The following is a 21,441-nucleotide window of genomic DNA, read 5'->3' as shown; positions in this document are numbered from 1 at the left end:
AGGAATCCCCATGACACTCACCCAGCACGACATCGACCAGGAAATCGCGGCCGAGCACGCCGCCTACGAAAAGCGCGTGGCCGACGGTGCGCCGGTCGAGCATCAGCCGCGCCGTGACTACGCCCCGTACCGGTCCTCGGTGCTGCGGCACCCGAAGCAGCCCCTCATCGGAATCGACGTCACCAAGGACCCGGAGCTGGTCGAGCTGGCCTCCCCCGCCTTCGGCGAGCGGGACATCACCGAGATCGACAACGACCTGACCCGGCAGCACAACGGCGAGCCGATCGGTGAGCGCATCACCGTCTCCGGCCGGCTCCTCGACCGCGACGGACGCCCGCTGCGCGGCCAGCTGGTCGAGATCTGGCAGTCCAACGCGGCCGGCCGCTACGCCCACCAGCGAGAACAGCACGACGCGCCGCTGGACCCGAACTTCACCGGCGTCGGCCGCACCCTGACCGACGCCGACGGCCACTACCACTTCACGACGATCCAGCCGGGCCCGTACCCGTGGCGGCAGCACCTCAACGCCTGGCGCCCGGCCCACATCCACTTCTCGCTCTTCGGCTCGGCTTTCACCCAGCGGCTCGTGACCCAGATGTACTTCCCGAGCGACCCGCTGTTCCCGTACGACCCGATCATCCAGTCGGTGACGGACGACGCGGCCCGGCAGCGGCTGGTCGCGACCTACGACCACAACCTGTCCGTGCCGGAGTTCTCGATGGGGTACGTCTGGGACATCGTGCTCGACGGCCCCAAGGCCACCTGGATCGAAGAAGGACGCTGACCTGCCATGACGAAGATCGACACGAGCCGCCCGGAGACGGTGCTCCCGACCCCGTCGCACACCGTCGGCCCCTTCTACGGCCACGCCCTGCCCTTCCCCGGCGGCGGCGACATCGCCCCCGTCGGCCACCCCGACGCCCTCTCCCTCCAGGGCTACATCCTCGACGGCGAGGGCAACCCGCTGCCGGACGCCTTCCTGGAGCTGTGGGGGCCGGACCCGGACGGCAACCTCTCCCAGGTCGACGGCTCCATGCGGCGCGACCCGGCGAGCGGTGGCTTCCTGGGCCGCAACGGCGTGGAGTTCACCGGCTGGGGCCGCGTCCAGACCGACGCAGGCGGCCACTGGACCGCGCGTACGCTGCGGCCGGGCGCGCGCGGGCGGAACGCGCCGTACCTCAGCGTGTGCGTCTTCGCGCGGGGCCTGCTCGTCCACCTGTTCACCCGGATCTATCTGCCGGGCGACGAGGCCGCGCTCGCCGCCGACCCGCTGCTCTCCCGGGTGGACGAGGCGCGCCGGGGCACGCTGATCGCCGAGGACCAGGGCAACGGCACCTACCGTTTCGACATCCGCCTTCAGGGCGAAGGCGAGACGGTCTTCCTGGAGTTCCAGTGACTTCTGCCGACGCCGACACCGGTCTGCTCGCCCCCGGGTGGGCCGGTTCCCCGGCCGCGGCCTCGACCGGCGACACCGCCTACCTGCGGGCGCTGCTCGACGCCGAGGCCGCGCTGACCCGCGCCCAGGCCGCACTGGGGCTGGTCCCCGCCGCGGCCGGCCCCGCGGTGACCTCGGCGGCGGAGGCCGCCGCCTTCGACATCCGGTCTCTCTCGGAACGCGCCCGCGGCGGCGGCAACCCGGTGATCCCGCTGGTCGCGGACCTCACGAAGGCGGTCGGCACGGAGTACGGCCCGTACGTCCACCGGGGCGCGACCAGCCAGGACATCATGGACACGGCGACGATGCTGGTCGCCGCGCGCACCCTCGACCTGATCCTGGCCGACCTCGGCCGTACGGAGTCCGCGCTGGCCGCGCTCGCCGCCGCGCACCGGGACACCGCGATGCCGGGCCGCACGCTCACCCAGCACGCCGTGCCGACGACCTTCGGGCTGAAAGCGGCGGGCTGGCGCTCATTGATCCTGGACGCCAGGGACCGGCTCGCGGTCGTACGGGCGACCCTGCCCGCCCAACTCGGCGGCGCGGCGGGCACGTTGGCGGCCTTCACGGCCTTCGGGGCGGTGACCGGCGCTCAGGCTTCGGCCGATGTCCACCACCCGGTCGGCGTCCAGGCCGCCGCGGACGCCCCGACCCCGGCCCCGGTCGACACGCGCGCCCTCGTCGCCGCCTATGCTCGCGAACTCGGCCTCCATGAGCCGGAGTTGCCCTGGCACACGCTGCGCACCCCGATCGCGGATCTGGCCGGAGCGCTGGCCTTCGCCGCGGGTGCCCTGGGGAAGATCGCGGTGGACGTGCTCACGCTGGCCCGTACGGAGATCGCGGAGGTCACCGAAGGCAGCGGCGGCGGTTCTTCGGCGATGCCGCACAAGGCGAACCCCGTACGGTCGACGCTGATCGCGGCGGCGGCCCGGCGTGCGCCCCAGCTGGCGGCCACGCTGTACGGCGCGCTGGCGGCCGAGGACGAGCGGCCGGCCGGGGCGTGGCATGCCGAATGGGAGCCGTTGCGCGACCTGCTCCGACTGGTCGGCGGAGCCGCCCGGGACGCGGTGGAACTCACGCGGGGGCTCCGGGTGAACGCGGACGTGATGCGTCGGCACCTGGACCTCACCCACGGTCTGATCGTCTCCGAGCGGCTGGCCGTCGAGCTGGCTCCGGTGCTGGGCAGGGCCCGCGCCAAGGAACTGCTCACCAGGACGGCCGAACGCGTCTACGCCGAAGGACGGTCGCTGGGCGAACTGCTGGCCGAGGAGCCGGACTTGAAAGCCGTCGACCCGGAACTGATCACCGACCTCACCGATCCCACCCGCTACACCGGCTCCGCCGGAGCCCTCACCGACCGTGCCCTGGAGCGACGTTGACCGACAAGCTGCTCAACCACCGTGCGGAGGGCCCGACCTCCGCTCCCCCGCTGCTGCTCGGCCCCTCCCTCGGTACCTCCACCAAGCTGTGGGACAAGGTGGCGCCCGAGCTGTCGATCACGCACCGGGTGATCCGCTGGGACCTGCCGGGACACGGCGACTCCCCCGCCGGCCTGATCGCTCCGGGTGCGACGGTGGGCGACCTGGCCGCCCTGGTGCTGGCCCTGGCGGACGCGCTGGGCGTCGAGCGGTTCGCCTACGCGGGTGTGTCCCTGGGCGGCGCGGTCGGGCTGCACCTGGCCGCGCACCACCCGGAGCGGGTCTCGTCCCTCGCCGTGATCTGTTCCTCGGCCCACTTCAACGGCGCCAAGGCGTGGCAGGAGCGGGCGGAGCTGGTGCGCCGGGAGGGGCTGGCCGGGCTCGCGGAATCCGCCGACTCGCGTTGGTTCACTCCCGGTTTCACCGTGCCGGAGCTGGTCGACGACCACCGGAACGCCGACCCGCGCGCGTACGCCGCCTGCTGCGACGCGCTCGCCGCGTTCGACATCCGCGCGGACCTGCCCGGAATCTCCGCGCCGACTCTCCTCGTCGCCGGCCGGCAGGACCCGGCGACGCCGCCCGCGCATCTGCGGGAGATCGCCGACGCGGTGCCCGGCTCGTCGCTCACGGAGATCCCCGGCGCGTCCCATCTCGCCCCCGCCGAGCGCCCGGAGGCCGTACTGGCCGCGCTGCGCGGACACTTCGACGGGTACGCGAAGCGCGGGATGGAGGTGCGCCGCCAAGTCCTCGGCGACACGCACGTGGACCGTGCCCAGTCCCGGCAGACGCCCTTCACCGAGCGCTTCCAGGACTTCATCTCCCGGTACGCCTGGGGCGAGATCTGGACCGACCCCACGCTGTCCCGCCGCGAACGCAGCATGATCACACTGACCGCGCTGATCGCCCACGGCCACTACGACGAACTCGCCATGCATATCCGAGCGGCCCGCCGCAACGGCCTCACCTCGGAAGACATCGGCGCCGTACTCCTCCAGACCGCCGTGTACTGCGGAGTCCCAGCGGCGAACTCGGCGTTCGCCACGGCCCAGCGGGTGCTGGCGGAGGAGGACGCGGGCCGGACCTGAGCCACATGGGCTGGAGCCACATGAGCTGGAGCCACATGAGCTGGAGCTACAGGAGCTGGTCCAGTGCCTCGCTCGCCCGTTTGACCAGGCCGTCCGCGCCGCAGGAGGCGGCCAGCGTCAGGCCCCGGTTGAGTTCGGAGACCGAGCGGACGGCGATGCCGTAGTCCACGCGCGCCGCGGCGTGCTCGTAGGCGGAGGGCGAGGCCGCCAGGTAGGTGACCGCCTTGGCGTACAGGGAGGCGGCCTGTTTGCCGGTGGCGAGGTAGGCCTCGACACGGAGTGCCTCGCCGATGGCGGTGTCCGTGCCGAGGCGTTCAGCTCGGCGGCGGACGCTCATGGCGAGTTCGGCGGCGCGGCGCGGGTCCTCGGTGGCGAGGGCGCGGGCGAGGTCTCCGCCCCAGGGTGCGATGACCGTGTTGTGGTGCCCCCGGGCGGCCGCGGCCTTCTCGGCGGCCTCCAGTTCATTGATGCCGTCCTTGGTGCGGCCGACGGCGAGCAGCAGCCGGCCCCGTACGGAACGGGGGTCGGGCAGCACGAGGGTGGACGGGTACGGAGGCGCGAAGCCGTGTTCCTCCGCGACCTTCCAGGCCTCCTGGACATGGCCGCGGGCCAGCAGCGTGTCGACGAGGTTGCAGGTCGACGACCAGTGCAGGGGCAGCCCACGGCCGACTCGCTCGGCGAAGGCCAGCGACTTGCGCAGGGATTCCTCCGCGGCCTTGAGACGCCCCCGCATGCGATGGCCGTGTCCGACATAGGCGTGGGCCAGGGCGAGATGGCCGCCGCTCCATCCGACGCTCTCGTAGGTGCGCACGGCCTCCGTGTAGAGGCTCTCCGCCCGGTCGAGCCGGTCCGCGTAGGCGTACGCGATGGCCAGCATCAGCAGGAGCTCGATGCCCCACTCACTGTCGGTCCAGCCGAGGCCCGGCGCCAGTCGGCCGTTGACGAGGGCCCGGTCGCAGAACTCGACGACCTCCTCGGCGCTCTCGCCCCGCACCACCGCGTCGAATCCGCGCAGGATGAGCAGCGCACGCTCGGAGTTGTCCCTCCCCGTACAGGCCGCGGCGAGGGCGGAGAGTTCCTGGGAGTGGGTGGGCGAGAGGTCCACGTCGGCGTGGATGACCTCCCACATGTAGTGGGCGGCCTGGAGCCGCATCCGGGCCGGGCCCGGTTCCAGCCGGGCGGCCTCGGCGTCGACCGTGCGGACGGCCTCCTCCAACTGGTCGTTGTGAAGCAGCGCCTGGGAGAGTCGGAACACCGCGTCCACGCGCTCGGCGCTGTCGAGGCCCGGCTCGGCGAGTGCCGAGCGGAGGTACTCGACGGTGGTGGCGGGCGAGGTCAGGAGAGTGGCGCAGCCCAGCTCGTAGAGCACGCGGACGCGGACATCCTGCTGCGGCGGCTCCTTCAGGGCCCGCTCCAGACAGCGGCGGGCGGCGTCCGGGGCACCCACGGCGAGGTGCTCGCGCGCGGCGGCGCGCAACTGCTCGACCAGTTCGGGGTCGCCGTCGGCGTGCACTTCGACGAGGTGGCGTGAAGCCGCCGCGGCGCCTCGCCCGGACTCACTGACGACCGTCGCGGCCACGCCGTGGAACGCGGTACGGATGCCGGGCGGGATCGATTTGTAGACCGCGGTGGCGATCAGCGGGTGCACGAACTCGAGATCGCCGTCCTCCGCCCTGCGGTTGACCGGACTGGGTTCGGTGAGGATGCGGGCCGAGGTCAGCAGGTGGGCGCACTCCGCCGCCGTCTCCCGGCTCAGCGAGGCGAGCCGGGCCACGATCTCCACCGATATGCCGGTGTGCAGGATGGCCGCCGCCCAGGCGAAGCGGGTGGCGTCGACGCCGAGTGTCTCGAGCCGCGCGACGAGACCGCGGCCACGCGCCGTCCGGTTCAGGGCGCGCAGTTCGGCGGCGGAGCCCTCGGCCGGTTCCAGCTCGCTGTCCTGCACCTTGGCCAGGAGTTCCACGGTCTCGTACGGGTTGCCGCCGGTCACCGCCCACACCTCGCGGCAGAACGGGTCGTCCGCGTGCTCGCCGAGCGTGGCGCGGGTGAGTCCGGCGGTGGCCTCCGGCGTGAGCGACCGGAGCGTGGCGACCGGGCGGGCTCTGGCGGCGACCTGGGCGAGATGCCGCGCGCCCTCGCCGGTGACCTCACCGGGACGGCGGGCCACCACGACGAGGACGCACATCTCCGCCAGGCGCTCGGTGACGGCGGACAGCCAGTGCAGGGTCTCCTGGTCGGCCCAGTGGGCGTCGTCGATGAGCAGCACGAGCGGCCAGGTCCGCCGGGAGAGCCGGTTCACGGCGGCGACCAGCCCGTCGCAGACGGCCTGCGGGTCGGCCGGACTCGCGCCCGGCTCCGTAAGCCCCAGGGCGGGACCGGCGATGTCGTACCAGTCGCCGAGATACTCGCGGATCTCCTCTTCCATCAGCCCGATCAGCGCGGGTTGCAGCAACTGCCGTACGACGTTGAACGGGACGGACGTGACGGTCTCGCCGCCACGTGCGTACCAAACCGTGCAGCCCCGGTCCCCGGCGATCCGGCGGGCCTCGGCGAGCAGGGCGGTCTTGCCGATGCCCGCCTCACCGCTGAACACCAGGACACTGCCCGGGGAAGCCTTGTCGACGCGGAGTTCGTCGATCGCCTGTGTGATGGCGACGATCTCGGCGTCGCGCTCCCACAGGGAAGCCGAGGCGGCCGCATCGGGCCGTCCCTCCGTCATCCCGCTACCTCCCCAGCGTCGCCCGAACGACGTACAGGTCATTGAGCGTAGCCCTCCGGCTGCCGAAGTGGAGGCTGGTCCGGACACCTATTGCCGTGTCGGGTGACATCGCATGCCTCCGGGGCGACGCATCCGCCCGCCCGCCTGCCGCGTTGACGTGATGGACAGTCAACTTCCCGTGGTCCGAGGCTGAATTTCCGGTCTTCCGGTGTCGACGGGCCCCATCCCTTCAGGAGACGGAATGACCGCATCCGCGCGCGGGCCGGAGCCGCGCCCCGGCCGGCCCGAGCGGTCCCGCAGGGCCCTGTTCGCGGGGGCGGTGGGGAACTTCATCGAGTGGTACGAGTTCGGTGTCTACGGGTACTTCGCGACGATCATCGCGGCACGGTTCTTCACGCCGGAGGGCGGCAGTGAGGTCGAGGCGCTGGTGAGGACGTACGCCTCGTTCGCGCTGGCGTTCTTCTTCCGGCCGGTGGGCGCCGCGCTGTTCGGCAGGCTCGGTGACCGGATCGGCCGCCGTCCGGTGCTGGTTCTGGTGATCGTCCTGATGACGGTCGCGACGACCCTGATCGGCGCGCTTCCGACGTACGACACGATCGGCGCCGTCGCGCCTTGGCTGTTGACCTTCCTGCGGGTGCTCCAAGGGCTGTCCGCGGGAGGGGAGTTCGGGGGCGCGGTGTCGGTGATGACGGAGTTCGCGCCGGCGGGCAGACGGGGGCTGTACGGGTCGTGGCAGTCGTTCACGGTGGCGCTGGGGCTGCTGGGCGGGGCCGGAGTGGCCGCCCTGCTGGCATCCGCCCTGTCCCCGGGGGAACTGGAGTCGTGGGGGTGGCGGCTGCCGTTCCTGCTGACGCTGCCGCTCGGCCTGGGCGCACTGTGGCTGCGGTTGCGGCTGGACGAGACGCCGGCCTTTCGGCAAGAACACGAAAGGGCCTCGGCAGGAGGGGCCTCGGTACGGCCGCCGGTCCGGGAGACCGCCCGGGCCATCGCGCTCGGTGCGGGCCGCGTCATGGGCTGGGCGGCGGCCGGTTACACCTTCCTGGTCGTGCTGCCCTCCTATCTGCAGGGCAGTCTGAACGCCACCTTCCAGCAGGCCCTCCTGGCCACCGTGGCGGCCAATCTCGGCTTCGCGGTCACGATCGTCCCGGCCGGGTGGCTCAGCGACCGGGTGGGACGGCGGCCGGTCATGCTCACGGGCACCCTGTCGGTGACCGTCCTGGCGCTGCCGCTTCTCAACCTCCTGCAGGACACGGGTACTTCGACCACGGCGAAGGCGGTCACCGTGTTCGCGGCGGGGGCGGTCGTCGGGCTGATGGCGGGTCCGGGTCCGGCCATGCTCTCCGAGATGTTCCCGACGAGCGTCCGCTACACCGGGCTGGGACTCGCCTACGCCCTGTCCAATGCCGTGTTCTCGGGCTGCGCGGGCCTCATCATCACGGAGACGATTCGACGGACGGGCAGCGTGGACATCCCGGCGTACTACGCGGCCGCGACCTGCGCGGTGAGCACGCTCACGCTGCTGACGCTCCGTAAGCCTCGCGAGGAACAGGGGAGTTGAGTGGGCATGCGGGTGATCGGGCTGATGTCCGGGACGTCGTACGACGCCGTCGACGCGGCGGCGGCCGACCTGGACCTCGACGGCGACACCCTCGCCCTGAAGCCGCTCGGACTGGTCAGCCGGGCGTACGACGACGATCTCCACGAGGCGCTGACCAGAGCGCTCCCTCCGGCGGCCACCACCGTCGGCGAGGTGTGCCGGCTGGACACCCGCATCGGACAGGCGTTCGCGGCGCTGGCGGTCGAGGCCGACCGTGAACTCTGCGACGGGCGGGCCGAGTTGGTGGCCTCGCACGGCCAGACGGTCTTCCACTGGACCCAGGGGACGGAGGCGGGCGAGGGGACCGAGGTGCTCGGTACGCTCCAGCTCGGGCAGCCCGCCTGGATCGCCGAGGCGACGGGGCTGCCCGTGGTGGCCGACTTCCGGCCCCGGGACATCGCCGCCGGCGGCCAGGGCGCGCCCCTGGTGAGCCTCGTCGACCTGCTGTGGCTGCGCGGCAGGCCCGGCACACCGGTCGCCCTCAACCTGGGCGGCATCGCCAACCTCACCGCCCCCGACGGCACCGCCTTCGACACCGGGCCCGCGAACGCCCTGATCGACGCTGCCGTGCGGGACTCGACGGGCGGGCACCTGTCGTACGACGTGGACGGCGCCCTCGCCGCCCGTGGCACCGTCCACGAGCCGCTGCTGTGCCGGCTCCTCGCCGAGCCGTACTACGCGCTGCCCGCGCCGAAGACCACGGGCAAGGAACTGTTCCACGACGGCTACCTGCGCTCCGCTCTGGCCGAGGTCACGGGGCTGCGCCCGGCGGACGTCGTCGCGACCCTCACGCTCCTCACCGCCCGTACGGTCGCGGCCGCCACCCGCGCGGTGCGGGGCACCGAGGTGATCGCGTCGGGCGGCGGCACCCGCAATCCGACGCTGATGCGGATGCTCGGCGCCGAGCTCGCCGGCGTACCGCTGCGGGTGTCGGACGAGTTGGGGCTCCCGGCGGACGCGAAGGAGGCGTACGCCTTCGCCGTCCTGGGCTTCCTGACCGTCCACGGGCTACCGGGTACGGACCCGTCGAGCACGGGAGCCCGGCACCCGAGTGTGCTGGGTTCGGTGACGCCGGGGCGCCGGGGTCTGCCTTCGCCGGGGCGTTCGGGTGTGCCATGTGCCGTGCGGCCGCCGGTGCGGCTCGTCATCCGGTGAGCCGCAGGCGGCCTCGGCGTCACCCCCGCGCCCGGCCGTCGCGCGGGAAATCTGCCGGGGTGGCCGGACATCCGACCGTTCGCCGGGGCCGCCGGTCGTCCTGAGCGGCACCCGTGGCGACGGCGGCCCGTTCGGCCGACGCCTCCGCCGGTCACCCCTCCCGCGAGTCGCCGCAGCGGCTGCTGCCGTCGAACTCCGCGGGTCGGCGGGGCGGCGGGGCGGCGGGGGCGGCAGGGCCAGGGCACCGAGGCACGGCAGATCGACGGCACGACGGCACGACGGGTCGACGGATCGGCGGATCGGCGGGGCGGCAGGGCGGCAGGGCGGCAGGGCGGCGGGTCGACGGCACAGCGGGGCGGCAGGGCGACGGGTCGGCGGGTCGGCGGGCCAGCAGGTTGAGGGCACGGCGGGTCGGCAGACCGACGGCACGACGGGTCGACGGCACGACGGCACGACGGGTCGACGGATCGGCGGGGCGGCGGGGCGGCGGATCGGCGGGGCGGCGGATCGGCGGGGCGGCAGGGCGGCGGGTCGACGGCACAGCGGGGCGGCGGATCGGCAGGTCGGCAGGTGGGCAGGTGGGCAGGTGGGCAGGTGGGCAGGTCGGCAAGTCGGCAGGTCGGCAGGGAAATCGGGCGGTGGGCGTGCCAATTACCGTCCCCTCTCATCCGCTTTTCACTCCGGCCTCATACGGTTGCCCCATGACGCAGGTGACTCCTCCCGGCTGGTATCCCGACCCCGGGCAGACAAATGACGCTCCCGCCCTCGAGCGTTGGTGGGACGGCAAGGCGTGGACGGACCAGGTCCGGCCCGTGGGCCCGGCCGCGGGGTTCGGTCCCCCGGCCTACCCGCCGGGCGCGGGCCCGTACCCGCCGGGGGCCGGGGGCCACCCCGGATACCCCGGCTATCCCGGGTACCCGGCCCCCGCCCCGAAGCGCGGCCTGCGCACCGGGATAGCCGTGGCCGTGGCGGCGGCGGTGCTGGCCAGCATCGGGGTCGGCGTGTACGCCCTGGCCGGCAACGACGGAGGCGGCGAGGGCAGTACGACGTCCCAGGGCCCCGGCGGGCAGAACGGCCGGGGCGGTGCGGACGGCGGCCAGGGCGGGCCGGGTGGCAACTCCGGCGGCCAGGGCGGACCCGGTGGATCGGGTGGCTCCGGCGGCCAGACGCCGGAGCCGGACGGGTCCGGGCAGCCGCCGCAGACCGAGGAGGGGTACGCCACCGACACGACCAGCGGCATCAGCATCCCCGTGCCCGACGACTGGGTCGGCTCGGCCCTGCCGGCCGGTGCGCAGGTGACGACCGAGGCGTCGTACGAGTGCCCGGCCGACGCCACGAAGACCTGCACGCGCGGCGGCGCCTACTCGTCGCCCGCCGAGCTGCTGAAGCTGAAGGCCACCACCGCCGAGGCGGCCGCCAAGGAGGACATCTCCCAGGCCGCCGAGGCCGCCTACGGCTCCGAGGGCTACGGGAAGATCACCTCCCACGAGGAGCTGGCCTCCAAGGCGGTGACCGTGGCGGGCGAGAAGGGCTACTACGTCCGCTGGAAGGTGGTCACGGGCAAGGGCGACGACGGCTATGTCGAGTCGCTCGCCTTCCCCTCCCCGGCCGACTCCTCGCGGCTCGTCGTGGTCCGCTTCGGCATCGACGTGAGCGACGAGGCGCCCAAGCAGTCGGTCATCGACGACATCACCAAGGGCATCAAGGAGGCGTCGATCAGCGGGGGCGGCAGCGGCCAGGACGTGTGATCCCGCACACTCCCGAACGGCCCGGTGCACCCGGAAAAGTCGGCCGGGTGGAATTCCTCTCCGCTCCAGAGGAATCCCACCCGGCCGGGGTTACGCGCCGCCCCCGTCCCCACGGTGCGGCGCGATCAGGTCGTCGTCCGGTTCAACCCACGAACGGCGGCCCGAGTCTCACGCGAGGCCGAGCGTCGGTAGCACCGCCGCCTCGATGAACTTGATGATGTACGTCTCGTCCGCGTCCTGGCCCTCCAGAACCGGGCGGGCCCGCAGGACGCCGAAGATCTGGGCCGGGATGAACTCCAGCGCCGGATGGTCCGCGGGGACCTCGCCCCGGGCCACCCCGCGGTCGATCATGACCTTGAGCGCGTCGATCTCCGGGTCCACCAGCGCGTCCCGCAGGGCCGCCCGCAACTCCTCGTCCTGCACGGCCGCGTGGCCGAGGGCCTGGAACAGCCGCCCCTCCAGAACGTAGCCCTCACCGGCGTGCCGGGCCACCTCGCGCAGGTCACCGGCGAGGCTGCCGGTGTCGATCCCCGCGAAGCGGACACTGCGGCGCGCGCGCAGGGCGGCCGCCACGAACTGCGGCTTCGTCCTCCACTGCCGGTAGAGCGTCGACTTGCTGCACCGCGTGGTCGCGGCGACGCCCTCCATGGTCACCGAGTCGTACCCGCACGCACGGATCTGTTCGAGCACGGCGTCGAAGAACTCCTGCTCACGCTCGGGCGTGAGTTTGGAGCGGCGCGAGGCGACGGCCGTCTCCGGCCCGTCCGCTGCCTGCGACGTCATGGCCCCTGTCTCCTTCGGTCGTCCCCATGCCGAAAAGCCTGTCGAAACGCCACTGTACCGGAACGCCGCCGTATCGGTACAGTGCCGTATCGATACCCCCCCGTTTCGGTACAGTGGCGTATCGGTACACTCTCGTATCGGTACTGCCGCGTTTCGGTACTGCCGCGTATCGATCGTTTGTGCCGTCCAGGGAACCAGCGCCACCAGCGCCGTCAGTGAAAGGGCCGGGGGATGGAATGCCGCACCGAGCCTGTGCAGGAGCGGGCCGCCGCGATATCGCGGCCACCCCTCGTCCGTGAGTTCCTGCTCGTCGCAGGGCTCTTCCTCGTCTACAAGTTCGGCCGACTGCTGGCGGGCGGCCACACCGCCGAGGCCTTCCGCAACGCCCACCAGGTGTGGGACTGGGAGCGCGCCCTGGACCTGCCGGGCGAGGGCTCCGTACAGTCCGCGCTGCTGCACGGCGACACGCTGGTCCACTTCGCGAACGTCTACTACGCGACCGTCCACTTCCCGGCCACCGTGGCCTTCCTGGTCTGGCTGTACCTGCGGCGCCCCGCGCACTACGTCTGGGCGCGCCGGGTCCTCGCCGCCCTCACCGCCGCCGCCCTGCTGCTGCACCTCGCGTTCCCGCTGGCCCCGCCGCGGATGCTGGACGTCGCGGGTCTCGTCGACACCGGGCAGGTGTACGGGCCGACGGTCTACTCGGCGGCTCCGGCCACCGACTCCTTGGCGAACCAGTTCGCGGCGATGCCCTCCCTGCACTTCGGCTGGGCCCTGATGGTCGCGGTCGGCCTGATCGCCGCGACCCGCTCCCGCCTGCGCTGGCTGTGGCTGCTGCACCCACTGGTGACCCTGATCGTGATCGTCGGCACCGCGAACCACTACTGGCTGGACGCGATCGTGGCGGGCGTCCTGCTGGCCCTCGCGCTCGCCGTGATCCAGCTCCCGCACCGCACGGCCACGACCGCCGGGCAGCACTCCAAGGCCCTCGTACCGGCCGAGGAGCCCGTCCTGGTGGGAGCGGGCCGATGAACGCCACACTCCTCGCCGTCGCCCTGTCCCTGGTCTCCGCCGTCGCCTACGCGACCGCCGCCGTGGCCCAGGAGCGGCTCGCCTCCCGCAGCGCCGACACGGGCGTACGGCGGATGCTCGCCAGCGGTGCCTGGTGGAGTTCGGTCGCGCTGAACGCGGGCGCCGCGCTGCTGCACGTGGTGGCCCTCAAGTACGGGCCCCTCACCGTCGTACAGCCCCTCGGCGCGCTCACCCTGGTGGCCGCGGTGCCACTCGGTGCGCGAGTCGCCGGGCGCCGGGTCACCGCGGCGGAGTGGCGTGGCACCGCGCTCACGCTGGCCGGCCTCGCCGCGATCCTGATCGCCGCGTCCGGCCCCGCCCCCGACGACGTGCTGAGCGTCCCGGAGGCCCTCGCCGTGGCCGGCGCCACCGCCGCGCTGGTCGGGCTCCTGTCCCGTCGCGGCACCACGTCCGGACTGCGCCACGCCGGCGCGTCCGGCCTGGCCTCGGGCGTCGCCTCCGCGCTCACCCAGACCGTCACGGTCGCCGCGACCGACCGCTCGGGCTCCCTCCTGGACGTCGAGGTCGTCGTGGTGGCCCTCCTGGTCGCCGCGTTCGCCGTGGGCGGCCTCCTGCTCTCCCAGACGGCCTACCGAGGCGGGCTCGGAGCCCCCCTGGCGGTCGTCACCCTCACCAACCCGCTCGCCGCCGCCGTGATCGGCCTCTCGCTCCTCGGCGAGGGCCTGCGGGGCGGCGTCGCGGGGGTGTTGCTCGCCGTGGCGGGAGCGGGCGTGGCGGCGCGGGGTGTGGTGCTGCTGACCCGGGTGACGCCGGCGGTCGAGATCCGGCCGATGGGTCCTGCCCCGGTGGACGAGGACCACCCGGTGGCGGCCGTCCTCGCCCTGGAAGCCCGACACGCCCCGACGGAACCGTCGCTGCTCCCCCGCCTGCCGGGCTCCCCGGCGCCGGGACACCTCACCCCCCTCTGAGAGCGGAGCCGGAGACGCTTACCGGCGCTGACAGGGCGCCGCCTGCGCCCACCCGTGCCGCCCCAGCGGCACGACTGCCCGCAGTGCGGACGGCAGGCATGGCGGCACCCGGCGGCACGACTGCCGCTGCTGGGGCGGTGTCGGCAGCAGGACCGCGCACCCTGGGCCGTAGGCCTTCAGGGGGCGCGGGGAACTGCACGCGCGACCACGTGCGAGCCGCAGTCACTCAGGGACACTCGCCCCCGAGCTCTCCGCCCTCTCAGATGCCCTACCGCCACCCCAGCGCCGGATCGCTCACCCCCGCCCGCCCGTTCTCCACGTGCCCGGCGAACCTCCGGAGGAAGCCCCCGTCGGCGGTGACGCTCAGGTCGTACCAGCGTCGGCTCGCCCGCAGGTCCACGACCTGTCGGACGGTCGCCCCCGCCCGCACCCCGACCGTGCGGGACCGGCCGCCGTAGGCGCTCGTGACCTTCAGACTCACCGTGCCGGACCCCTTGTTGGTGAAGGTCAGCTCCACGTCGTCGCCGACATGGCGCGCGGTGACCTCGGGCCCGGCCGCCGAGGTCTTCCCCGGCCCCTTGAAGACCCGCAGGAAGCCGTTCGGCCCGTGCACCGTCAGGTCGTACGAGCCGCCGGAGTACGCGGAGTTCCACGTGTCCGACACGGCCTTGCCCCGCTCGGTGGTGTACGTCCACGGCCCGTCCGTACGGTTCCCGGAGGTGACGAGGAAGGCCGCACCCGCCTTGCCGCCGGAGGCGAACGTGAGGGTGAGGGTCCCGGCCTTCGGATCGGCCGAACCGTCCACCCTGGGCGCGTACTTGAGCGGCCGGGCCGGTCGCAGCCCCCGCTCCTGCCTCGGCATGCTGGGGTCACCCGGCACGGCCGGCCGGTAGTCGGGGTGGCGCTCGCGGTCCGGCGGCTCGTACGCGTCGGTGTCCGGCAGCGCGGCCGGCCGGCTGTCCTTGCGGGAGAAGTCGAACGCGGAGGTGAGGTCGCCGCAGACGGCCCGCCGCCACGGCGAGATGTTCGGCTCCTTCACCCCGAACCGGCGCTCCATGAACCGCAGGATCGAGGTGTGGTCGAGGGTCTCCGAGCAGACGTAGCCGCCCTTGCTCCAGGGGGAGACGACCAGCATCGGCACCCGTGGTCCGAGCCCGTACGGTCCGGCGACCTGCGTCGAACTGCCCGCGAAGAGGTCCGGTCCGACATCGACCGTGGACTTGCCGCGGGAGGCGTCGCGCGGCGGCAGCGGCGGCACGAGGTGGTCGAAGAAGCCGTCGTTCTCGTCGTAGGTGATGAACAGCGCCGTCTTCGCCCAGACGGCCGGGTTGGAGGTGAGCGCGTCGAGGACCTGGGAGATGTACCAGGCGCCGTAGTTCGAGGGCCAGTTGGAGTGCTCGGAGAACGCCTCGGGCGCGGCGATCCAGGAGATCTGCGGCAGCTCGCCCGCCCTGACGTCGGCCTTCAGCCGGTCGAAGTAGCCGTCACCGGCCTTCGCGTTCGTACCGGTGCGGGCCTTGTCGTACCAGGGGTCGCCGGGCTTGGCGCCCCGGTACTTGTTGAAGTAGAGCAGCGAGTTGTCGCCGTAGTTGCCCCGGTAGGCGTCCTGTATCCAGCCCCAGGAGCCGGCCGCGTCCAGGCCGTCGCCGATGTCCTGGTAGATCTTCCAGGAGATCCCGGCCTCTTCGAGGCGCTCGGGGTAGGTCGTCCAGTCGTAGCCGACCTCGTCGTTGCCGAGGACGGGACCGCCGCCCTTGCCGTCGTTGCCCGTGTACCCGGTCCACATGTAGTAGCGGTTCGGGTCGGTCGAGCCGATGAACGAGCAGTGGTAGGCGTCGCAGACGGTGAACGTGTCGGCGAGGGCGTAGTGGAACGGGATGTCCTCGCGCGTCAGATACGCCATCGTCGTGGTGCCCTTGGCCGGCACCCACTTGTCGTACTTGCCCCCGTTGTAGGCGGCGTGGCCGTCCGGCCAGCTGTGCGGCAGGCCCTCCAGGAACTGCATGCCGAGATCGTCGGCCTCGGGGTGGAACGGCAGCACGTCCTTCGTGCCGTCCGACTGGTGCCACACGCTCCTGCCGTTGTCCAGCGTCACCGGATGCGGGTCGCCGAAGCCCCGTACGCCTCTCAGCGAGCCGAAGTAGTGGTCGAAGGACCGGTTCTCCTGCATGAGGACGACGATGTGCTCGACGTCCTCGATCGTGCCGGAACGATGGTGCGCGGGCAGCGCCGCGGCCCGCTGGATGCTGGCCGACAGTGCGCTGAACGCCGTTGTGGCGCCCGCGACTTGGAGGAATCGCCGCCGGTTGACTTCAGGCATGGGTGGATGACCTCTTGTCCTGACGTGGTGCGTCGGATGTGACCTGCGCGCAAGGAATGGTCCAAGAGGAACGAACGCCGGGGAAGGGGTCGTGGCGCGGGTGTGACGCGCCGGGGACCGCCGCGCGAACACCGCCGGGCGGGCGCGCCACCTCGACTCCCTGCGCATGCGGGCGCCGGTCCGGCCCGGGGACGTGCTGCACGGCACGATGGAGATCGTGGAGATCCGCCCCCGCGACGACAACACCGCCGTCGTCCGCAGCCGGGGCACCCGACCGAGCCGATGCGCTTCGGCCTCCAGGGCCCGAGGCCGTCCTCGACGAGCAGCGCATCGGGACGCTGAAACCGGCCGGTCCGGTCCGGGTGGCCACCGGTGTCCAGGACGACATCGTTCCGCACGGCCAGGCCCGCCAACTGGCAGTGGACTGGTGCCGCAAGGGCGGCAACATCACCTACGCGGCAGTCGACCTGCCCGACCTCGGCGACAGGATCCTCACCAACCGCCTCGCCCCCTCATCGCCGACCAGGGAGAGGCGATCTCCTGGCTCACCGAACGTCTGGAGGCGACCCGACCACGTCCAACTGCTGGACGATGCCCTTCCAGCGCTGATGGGACGTGGTCGAGGGCGCTCTCGGTGCACCGGTCGTCGTGGACACGCTCCACCTGGATCAGTCGCCGCCACAGCCTCGGCGTACCCCACGCGTCGAGGCTGTGGTACACGGGGGTGACGCCTGGCGAGCGGAGGAAGTCGGCGTTGTGCGGTCGCGCGGTGCCGATCGCGGTGGCGGCGCGCAGGCGGGCCGACCGTGCGGCGAATGTTCCCACTCCTCCGGTGGCGGCCGACACGACGATGGTGTCCCCGGGCTCGGGACGCACGGCGTCGCTGCGCGAGGGAACCTCCCGGGCGGGAGCCCACCGCAGTATGTCGTTGATGCATCAGGGACGGCTCCGGAACCGTTTCATGCCTCGGCGGAGGACAACGCCGGTTCGGTCGTGCCCCGTTCCTCCTGCTTCGGCGCGGTGGCCATCGCGCGCAACGCCTCGAAGGCGGCCGCCGTCGGGCTGGCCGGCTCCGCCTGGTACACCACGAGCTGCTGGTGCGGCGCGCCGTTGACGGTGAAGGCGGCAAACGCGATGTGCAGGTCCCCCACCTGCGGATGCCTCAGGTGCTTGCCCTCCTGGCTTTTGCTCTTGACCTCGTGCAGTTGCCAGAGCTCCGTGAACTCCTCGCTCTGCACCGAGAGTTCCTCGACCACCTCGGCGATGCGCGCCGAGTCCGGATCGAAGCCGTAGGCGGCCCTGATCTCAGCGACGCAGGAGTGCGCCGCACGCTCCCACTCCTGGTAGAAGTCCCGGCCCGCGGGGTCGACGAACACCATCCGGGCCAGGTTGTCGAACCGGTCGAAGCCGCTGTGCAGCGCAGTGGCCAGCGCGTTGCCGGCAAGGACGTCGAGAGCGGGTCCGAGGACGAAGGCGGGCGTGTGCTGCCACCCGTCCATGAGCTGCAACAGCTGGCCGCTCACCGCTGCGTGGCCGTGGTCGCGTCGGCGCTGCGAGGCGGAAAGGCACAGTCGGTTGAGATGGTCGGTGGCCTCCGCGTTCAGCTTCAGCGCCTGCGCCACCGCTTCGACGACCTGAGGCGAGGGGCTGTTCTCGCGGCCCTGCTCGAGCCTGATGTAGTAGTCGGAACTCACTCCGGCCAGGAGCGCCACTTCCTCCCTGCGCAGTCCCGGAACCCGGCGCCGCCCGTGCTCGGGCAGACCGACGTCATGCGGCTTGAGAGCCTCTCGACGGGCTCGGAGGAATTCACCCAAAGGCGTCCCGTTGCTCATGCGCAAAGGGTAGACCGAATACGGTTGATGTTGAGTTTCGAACAGGTAAGGTGGCAAATCTTCGCTCTCGGCCCTCACCACCTGCAGCGGCTGGTCTCGCGGCCCGGCTTCGGCCCACCGGTTCGACAATACCCGCCGACCACCGTTGCCTCCCTCGATCCTGGGAGTGATGCACCCACGGTCAGCGTGCCCTTTCACGGCAGATTCCCTCTAGCCTCGATGACATGGACAAAGAAGAGCACCCTGCCACGGTGGAAGGGCTGGGCCGGTTTCTCCGCTCCCGACGGGAGCTCCTCAGCCCCGCGGCCGTAGGACTGCCCAGTACCGGCCGCCGACGGGTGCCGGGGCTGCGTCGCGACGAGGTCGCGGCCCTGGCCGGCGTCAGCGCCGGCTACTACGTGCGGCTGGAGCAGGGACGCGAACTCAACCCCTCGCGAAGGGTCCTCGAAGCGGTGGCTCGCGTGCTCCAACTGAGCGACGAGGACCGGCTGCACCTCCTCCGCACGGCACGGCCCACCACACGCCGCACGAGGTCTCCTTTCCGTGTCGAGCGCGCCCACCCTCCACTGCGGCAGTTGATCGAGAGCTGGACCAGGACACCCGCCTTCGTCATCGGCCACGCCCAGGACATCCTGGCGGCCAACGACCTGGCGCAGGCCCTGTACTCGGACTTCGCCCAGCAGGACAACGTCCTGCGCATGCTGTTCCTCGACCCCGCGGCCAAGGCCTTCTACCGTGATCCCCGGCGTGCCGAGCACCGAGCCGTGGCCGACCTGCAGCAGACGGCCACGGAGACGCCGGACGATCCGCGTATCCTCGAACTCGTCGGCGAACTGTCGGTGCGCAGTGGCGAGTTCCGGTCCCTCTGGGCACGGGAGTACTCACGGGTCCCTCCGTACGAGGTCGAGCAGATGCGCCACTCCGCCATCGGCGACCTGGAACTACGCCACGAAGCACTGCACATCCGCAGCGCGCCCGGACAGCAACTCGTCGTCCTGCACACCGAACCCGGCTCCGCGTCGGCCGATGCGCTGTCCCTGCTCGGTTCCATCGGAGCGCCGACGTTTCCGAGCCGGCAGGAGCCGAGTACCGACAGCTGAGAAAGGGCGTTCCGCGCACCGCCGGCCCCGGGGAGGGCCCGGCGGTGCGCTGCGTCGCGCGCCCTTTCCCGGGCGGTCCAGGACAGCCTTTCCCAGGAGTCCTTCTCCCAGGTAAATCGTGGCCTGCCTGTCGGAAAGCACAACGGCCATTCTCTTCTCAGGGGTTCCCGAGCAACCGGATATCGGTCCTCGACAGAGCTGAAGGAGAGAAATCATGGAAAGCAGGCAAGATGCGCCGGTCTGGCTGGTGACGGGTTGCTCGACCGGATTCGGGCGGAGCATCGCCGCACACCTGCTCGACAAAGGGTTTCGTGTGGTGGTCACCGCCCGCAGGACCGAGCAGATCAAGGATCTCGGTGCCCGCGACAACGCGTTCGCCGTGGCGTTGGACGTCGCCGACGACGTCGGCGTGACGGAAGCGGTACGCCGGGCGGAAGAGCACTTCGGCCGGCTCGACGTCGTGGTCAACAATGCCGGCATCGGCTAGTTCGCAGCGGTGGAGGAACCCTCCCCGCAGACCGCGCGACGTCTCTTCGACGTCAACTTCCACGGTGTCGCCCGCGTCATTCACGCGGTCCTGCCGGGCATGCGCGCCCGGCGCTCGGGCACCATCGTGAACCTCACCTCGATCGGCGGACTGGTCGGGCATCCCGCCGTCGGCTACTACTGCGCCACCAAGTTCGCCGTCGAAGGCCTCTCGGAGAGCCTGCGGCACGAGGTGGAACCTCTCGGCATCACGGTCATGACCGTCGAGCCGTCCGCGTTCCGCACCGACTGGGCCGGCTCCTCCCAGGAGACGCAGGACCCCATCGCGGACTACGACCAGACCGCCGGGGCCGCACGCCGCGCCTACCACGACTCCGTCGGCCGACAGGCTTGTCCGCCGCGACCCGCGGGTCGAACCAGGGGTTGAGGACGGTGTGCGCCCACCGGTCGTAGGACCCGGCGAACTCCTCGTGGCGGGTGGCGTGGTGGGCCGTATGGGCCACCCGTGCGGCCGCCCACAAGGCGAGGGAGATGCCCTGCGTCAGGGTCGGGTTCGTGCGGACGAGGATGTCGCCCACCCGCACCAGGCCGGTGACGACGGGGCCGCCGTGTCGGCGGTGGGGCTCCACCGGTTGTCGAGACCGGCCATGACGTGCACCTCGCCCACCGGCTGCGGATCGTCGGCCGGCCAGGCTCCGCCGGAGAGGAGGAGACGGGTCAGGCCGTCGAAGGTCCGTGGATCGCGCAGTGTGGGCAGCGTGGGGTCGCCGACCGGCACTGGCCGCACTGGCCGCCTGTGCGCGACGCGTTCGGCCGTCGCGTCGCCGCTTCGTTGCCTCGTTGCCTCGTTGCCTCGTTGTCTCGTTGCCTCGTTGCCTCGTTGCGGCAGTCGTCCTCCCTCCCGGACTTCAGGTACGTACCGAACGGTCCGACGAGGGTGCGTCATCACGTACGTACTCGTCACCGATGCGGGGCCGGCTCCGCCGGTGCGACCTTGGTCGAGGCGGCCGCATCCGGGGTCGTCCGTCACTCGACAACCATCGGAGAATTCATGGCAGCCAAGGGCATCACGTACACCGGCCTCGACGCCCTTCTCACCCCTGAGAAGTCGGTGTTGCTGCTGATCGACCACCAAGGCGCCCAGTTCGCGGGCATGCGCAGCATGGACGCCACCCTGGTGGTCAACAACGTGACCGCGCTGGCGAAGGGCGCCAAACTGTTCGACGTCCCCACCATCCTCACCACAGTGGTCGAGGACCGTGGCGGCCACATCATCCGCCAGCTCCAGGACGTCTTCCCGGAGCAGACGCCGATCGACCGTACGGCGATCAACACCTGGGAGGACCAGCGCGTCGTGGACGCCGTCGCGGCCACCGGGCGCAAGGACCTCGTCATCGCCGGTCTGTGGACGGACATCTGCCTGGCCTGGCCCGCCATCCACGCCCTCGCCGACGGCTACCGCGTCTTCGCCGTGACCGACGCCTCGGGGGCCACCACCACCGAAGCTCATGAGCGCGGCATCGAGCGGATGATCCAGGCCGGTGTCATACCCACCTGCTCCGGCACCGTCATCTCCGAGTGGCAGCGGGACTGGGCCCGCGAGGAGACCGTTCCCGGCATGACCGAGATCCTTCTGGAGCACGGCGGCAGTTTCGGCACCAGCCTCGCCTGGGAGCTCCAGTTGCTCGGCCAGAACAAGGGCTGAGCAGCGCTCCTCGTCCCAGGGGGACGAGGAGCGCGGGTGGCACGGCAACGGCTCGGTC

16 protein-coding genes and 2 pseudogenes are annotated in these 21,441 nt (G+C 72.0%); 13 read left to right on the top strand and 5 right to left on the bottom strand.

Features of this window, described 5'->3' with window-relative positions:
* The first annotated feature begins 10 nt into the window (after positions 1–10).
* From pcaH to pcaD, 4 genes are read left to right on the top strand one after another with little or no spacing between them, the layout of a single operon-like run.
* Positions 11–784, top strand: coding sequence for a protocatechuate 3,4-dioxygenase subunit beta (pcaH, locus tag OG272_RS41435; RefSeq protein WP_328224421.1), 774 nt, complete (start codon positions 11–13; stop codon positions 782–784).
* A gap of 6 nt (positions 785–790) precedes the next feature.
* The gene (gene pcaG, locus OG272_RS41430) at positions 791–1,396 is read left to right on the top strand and encodes a protocatechuate 3,4-dioxygenase subunit alpha (protein WP_405895753.1); all 606 of its coding nucleotides are present in this window, start codon (positions 791–793) and stop codon (positions 1,394–1,396) included.
* Positions 1,393–2,814 (top strand): 3-carboxy-cis,cis-muconate cycloisomerase, encoded by a 1,422-nt coding sequence (pcaB, locus tag OG272_RS41425; protein WP_405895752.1) that lies wholly within the window; start codon positions 1,393–1,395, stop codon positions 2,812–2,814. The genes pcaG and pcaB overlap by 4 nt, the downstream gene beginning before the upstream one ends.
* Positions 2,811–3,938, top strand: coding sequence for a 3-oxoadipate enol-lactonase (pcaD, locus tag OG272_RS41420; RefSeq protein WP_328224419.1), 1,128 nt, complete (start codon positions 2,811–2,813; stop codon positions 3,936–3,938). The genes pcaB and pcaD overlap by 4 nt, the downstream gene beginning before the upstream one ends.
* Before the next feature lie 46 nt (positions 3,939–3,984).
* Here the strand turns inward: pcaD and OG272_RS41415 are convergent, their stop codons facing one another.
* On the bottom strand, positions 3,985–6,657 hold the full coding sequence (locus tag OG272_RS41415) for an ATP-binding protein (RefSeq protein ID WP_405895751.1): 2,673 nt from the start codon (positions 6,655–6,657) through the stop codon (positions 3,985–3,987).
* A gap of 241 nt (positions 6,658–6,898) precedes the next feature.
* Here OG272_RS41415 and OG272_RS41410 point away from each other — a divergent pair, with 241 nt between their 5' ends.
* From OG272_RS41410 to OG272_RS41400, 3 genes are all read left to right on the top strand, one after another.
* Complete coding sequence (locus OG272_RS41410; protein ID WP_328224417.1) at positions 6,899–8,215, top strand: MFS transporter; 1,317 nt, start codon at positions 6,899–6,901, stop codon at positions 8,213–8,215.
* Between the two features lie 6 nt (positions 8,216–8,221).
* The gene (locus OG272_RS41405) at positions 8,222–9,409 is read left to right on the top strand and encodes an anhydro-N-acetylmuramic acid kinase (RefSeq protein ID WP_405895750.1); all 1,188 of its coding nucleotides are present in this window, start codon (positions 8,222–8,224) and stop codon (positions 9,407–9,409) included.
* 701 nt (positions 9,410–10,110) lie between these two features.
* Entirely contained in the window at positions 10,111–11,157 is a 1,047-nt protein-coding gene (locus tag OG272_RS41400) for a DUF2510 domain-containing protein (RefSeq protein WP_405895749.1), read from the top strand.
* A 168-nt stretch (positions 11,158–11,325) separates the two neighbouring features.
* Here OG272_RS41400 and OG272_RS41395 read toward each other — a convergent pair whose 3' ends face one another.
* A complete protein-coding gene (locus OG272_RS41395; protein WP_328224415.1) occupies positions 11,326–11,940 on the bottom strand; it encodes a TetR/AcrR family transcriptional regulator C-terminal ligand-binding domain-containing protein in 615 nt (204 codons plus the stop codon).
* A gap of 231 nt (positions 11,941–12,171) precedes the next feature.
* Between OG272_RS41395 and OG272_RS41390 the strand changes: the two genes are divergently transcribed.
* Together OG272_RS41390 and OG272_RS41385 are read left to right on the top strand one after the other, a co-directional pair.
* Positions 12,172–12,972 carry a phosphatase PAP2 family protein gene (locus OG272_RS41390; RefSeq protein WP_328224414.1) on the top strand — a complete coding sequence of 267 codons (801 nt, stop codon included), beginning with the start codon at positions 12,172–12,174 and terminating at the stop codon, positions 12,970–12,972.
* On the top strand, positions 12,969–13,940 hold the full coding sequence (locus OG272_RS41385; protein ID WP_326574600.1) for a hypothetical protein: 972 nt from the start codon (positions 12,969–12,971) through the stop codon (positions 13,938–13,940). Before OG272_RS41390 ends, OG272_RS41385 begins: the two co-directional genes overlap by 4 nt.
* Positions 13,941–14,208: 268 nt before the next feature.
* Here OG272_RS41385 and OG272_RS41380 read toward each other — a convergent pair whose 3' ends face one another.
* Entirely contained in the window at positions 14,209–16,260 is a 2,052-nt protein-coding gene (locus tag OG272_RS41380; RefSeq protein WP_327726812.1) for a phosphocholine-specific phospholipase C, read from the bottom strand.
* Positions 16,261–16,556: 296 nt separating this feature from the next.
* Between OG272_RS41380 and OG272_RS41375 the strand changes: the two are divergent.
* Positions 16,557–16,869, top strand: a pseudogene (locus OG272_RS41375) (lipase family protein); the annotation flags it as partial.
* A gap of 350 nt (positions 16,870–17,219) precedes the next feature.
* On the opposite strand, the gene OG272_RS41370 reads toward OG272_RS41375, so the two are convergent.
* Positions 17,220–18,092 carry a helix-turn-helix transcriptional regulator gene (locus OG272_RS41370; protein WP_327726813.1) on the bottom strand — a complete coding sequence of 291 codons (873 nt, stop codon included), beginning with the start codon at positions 18,090–18,092 and terminating at the stop codon, positions 17,220–17,222.
* Between the two features lie 224 nt (positions 18,093–18,316).
* On the opposite strand from OG272_RS41370, the gene OG272_RS41365 reads away from it, so the two are divergent.
* Positions 18,317–19,192, top strand: coding sequence for a helix-turn-helix transcriptional regulator (locus OG272_RS41365; protein WP_327726814.1), 876 nt, complete (start codon positions 18,317–18,319; stop codon positions 19,190–19,192).
* 214 nt (positions 19,193–19,406) lie between these two features.
* A pseudogene (locus OG272_RS41360) lies at positions 19,407–20,105 on the top strand (SDR family NAD(P)-dependent oxidoreductase).
* A 114-nt stretch (positions 20,106–20,219) separates the two neighbouring features.
* Here the strand turns inward: OG272_RS41360 and OG272_RS41355 are convergent.
* Positions 20,220–20,465, bottom strand: coding sequence for a hypothetical protein (locus OG272_RS41355; RefSeq protein ID WP_328224413.1), 246 nt, complete (start codon positions 20,463–20,465; stop codon positions 20,220–20,222).
* A gap of 264 nt (positions 20,466–20,729) precedes the next feature.
* Here OG272_RS41355 and OG272_RS41350 point away from each other — a divergent pair, with 264 nt between their 5' ends.
* Positions 20,730–21,383 (top strand): hydrolase, encoded by a 654-nt coding sequence (locus OG272_RS41350; RefSeq protein WP_326574603.1) that lies wholly within the window; start codon positions 20,730–20,732, stop codon positions 21,381–21,383.
* Positions 21,384–21,441 lie beyond the last annotated feature (58 nt).

Source organism: Streptomyces sp. NBC_00104 (assembly GCF_045160825.1).
In the GTDB taxonomy this organism is placed as follows: Bacteria; Actinomycetota; Actinomycetes; order Streptomycetales; family Streptomycetaceae; genus Streptomyces.
Note: the sequence above shows the minus strand (reverse complement) of the source record. Positions and strands in the feature narration are given on the sequence as shown.

Coding starts and splice junctions, on each gene's coding strand:
- pcaH (WP_328224421.1), top strand. CDS start 11: ATGACACTCACCCAGCACGACATCGACCAGGAAATCGCGGCCGAGCAC.
- pcaG (WP_405895753.1), top strand. CDS start 791: ATGACGAAGATCGACACGAGCCGCCCGGAGACGGTGCTCCCGACCCCG.
- OG272_RS41415 (WP_405895751.1), bottom strand. CDS start 6,657: ATGACGGAGGGACGGCCCGATGCGGCCGCCTCGGCTTCCCTGTGGGAG.
- OG272_RS41410 (WP_328224417.1), top strand. CDS start 6,899: ATGACCGCATCCGCGCGCGGGCCGGAGCCGCGCCCCGGCCGGCCCGAG.
- OG272_RS41405 (WP_405895750.1), top strand. CDS start 8,222: ATGCGGGTGATCGGGCTGATGTCCGGGACGTCGTACGACGCCGTCGAC.
- OG272_RS41400 (WP_405895749.1), top strand. CDS start 10,111: ATGACGCAGGTGACTCCTCCCGGCTGGTATCCCGACCCCGGGCAGACA.
- OG272_RS41395 (WP_328224415.1), bottom strand. CDS start 11,940: ATGACGTCGCAGGCAGCGGACGGGCCGGAGACGGCCGTCGCCTCGCGC.
- OG272_RS41390 (WP_328224414.1), top strand. CDS start 12,172: ATGGAATGCCGCACCGAGCCTGTGCAGGAGCGGGCCGCCGCGATATCG.
- OG272_RS41385 (WP_326574600.1), top strand. CDS start 12,969: ATGAACGCCACACTCCTCGCCGTCGCCCTGTCCCTGGTCTCCGCCGTC.
- OG272_RS41380 (WP_327726812.1), bottom strand. CDS start 16,260: ATGCCTGAAGTCAACCGGCGGCGATTCCTCCAAGTCGCGGGCGCCACA.
- OG272_RS41370 (WP_327726813.1), bottom strand. CDS start 18,092: ATGAGCAACGGGACGCCTTTGGGTGAATTCCTCCGAGCCCGTCGAGAG.
- OG272_RS41365 (WP_327726814.1), top strand. CDS start 18,317: ATGGACAAAGAAGAGCACCCTGCCACGGTGGAAGGGCTGGGCCGGTTT.
- OG272_RS41350 (WP_326574603.1), top strand. CDS start 20,730: ATGGCAGCCAAGGGCATCACGTACACCGGCCTCGACGCCCTTCTCACC.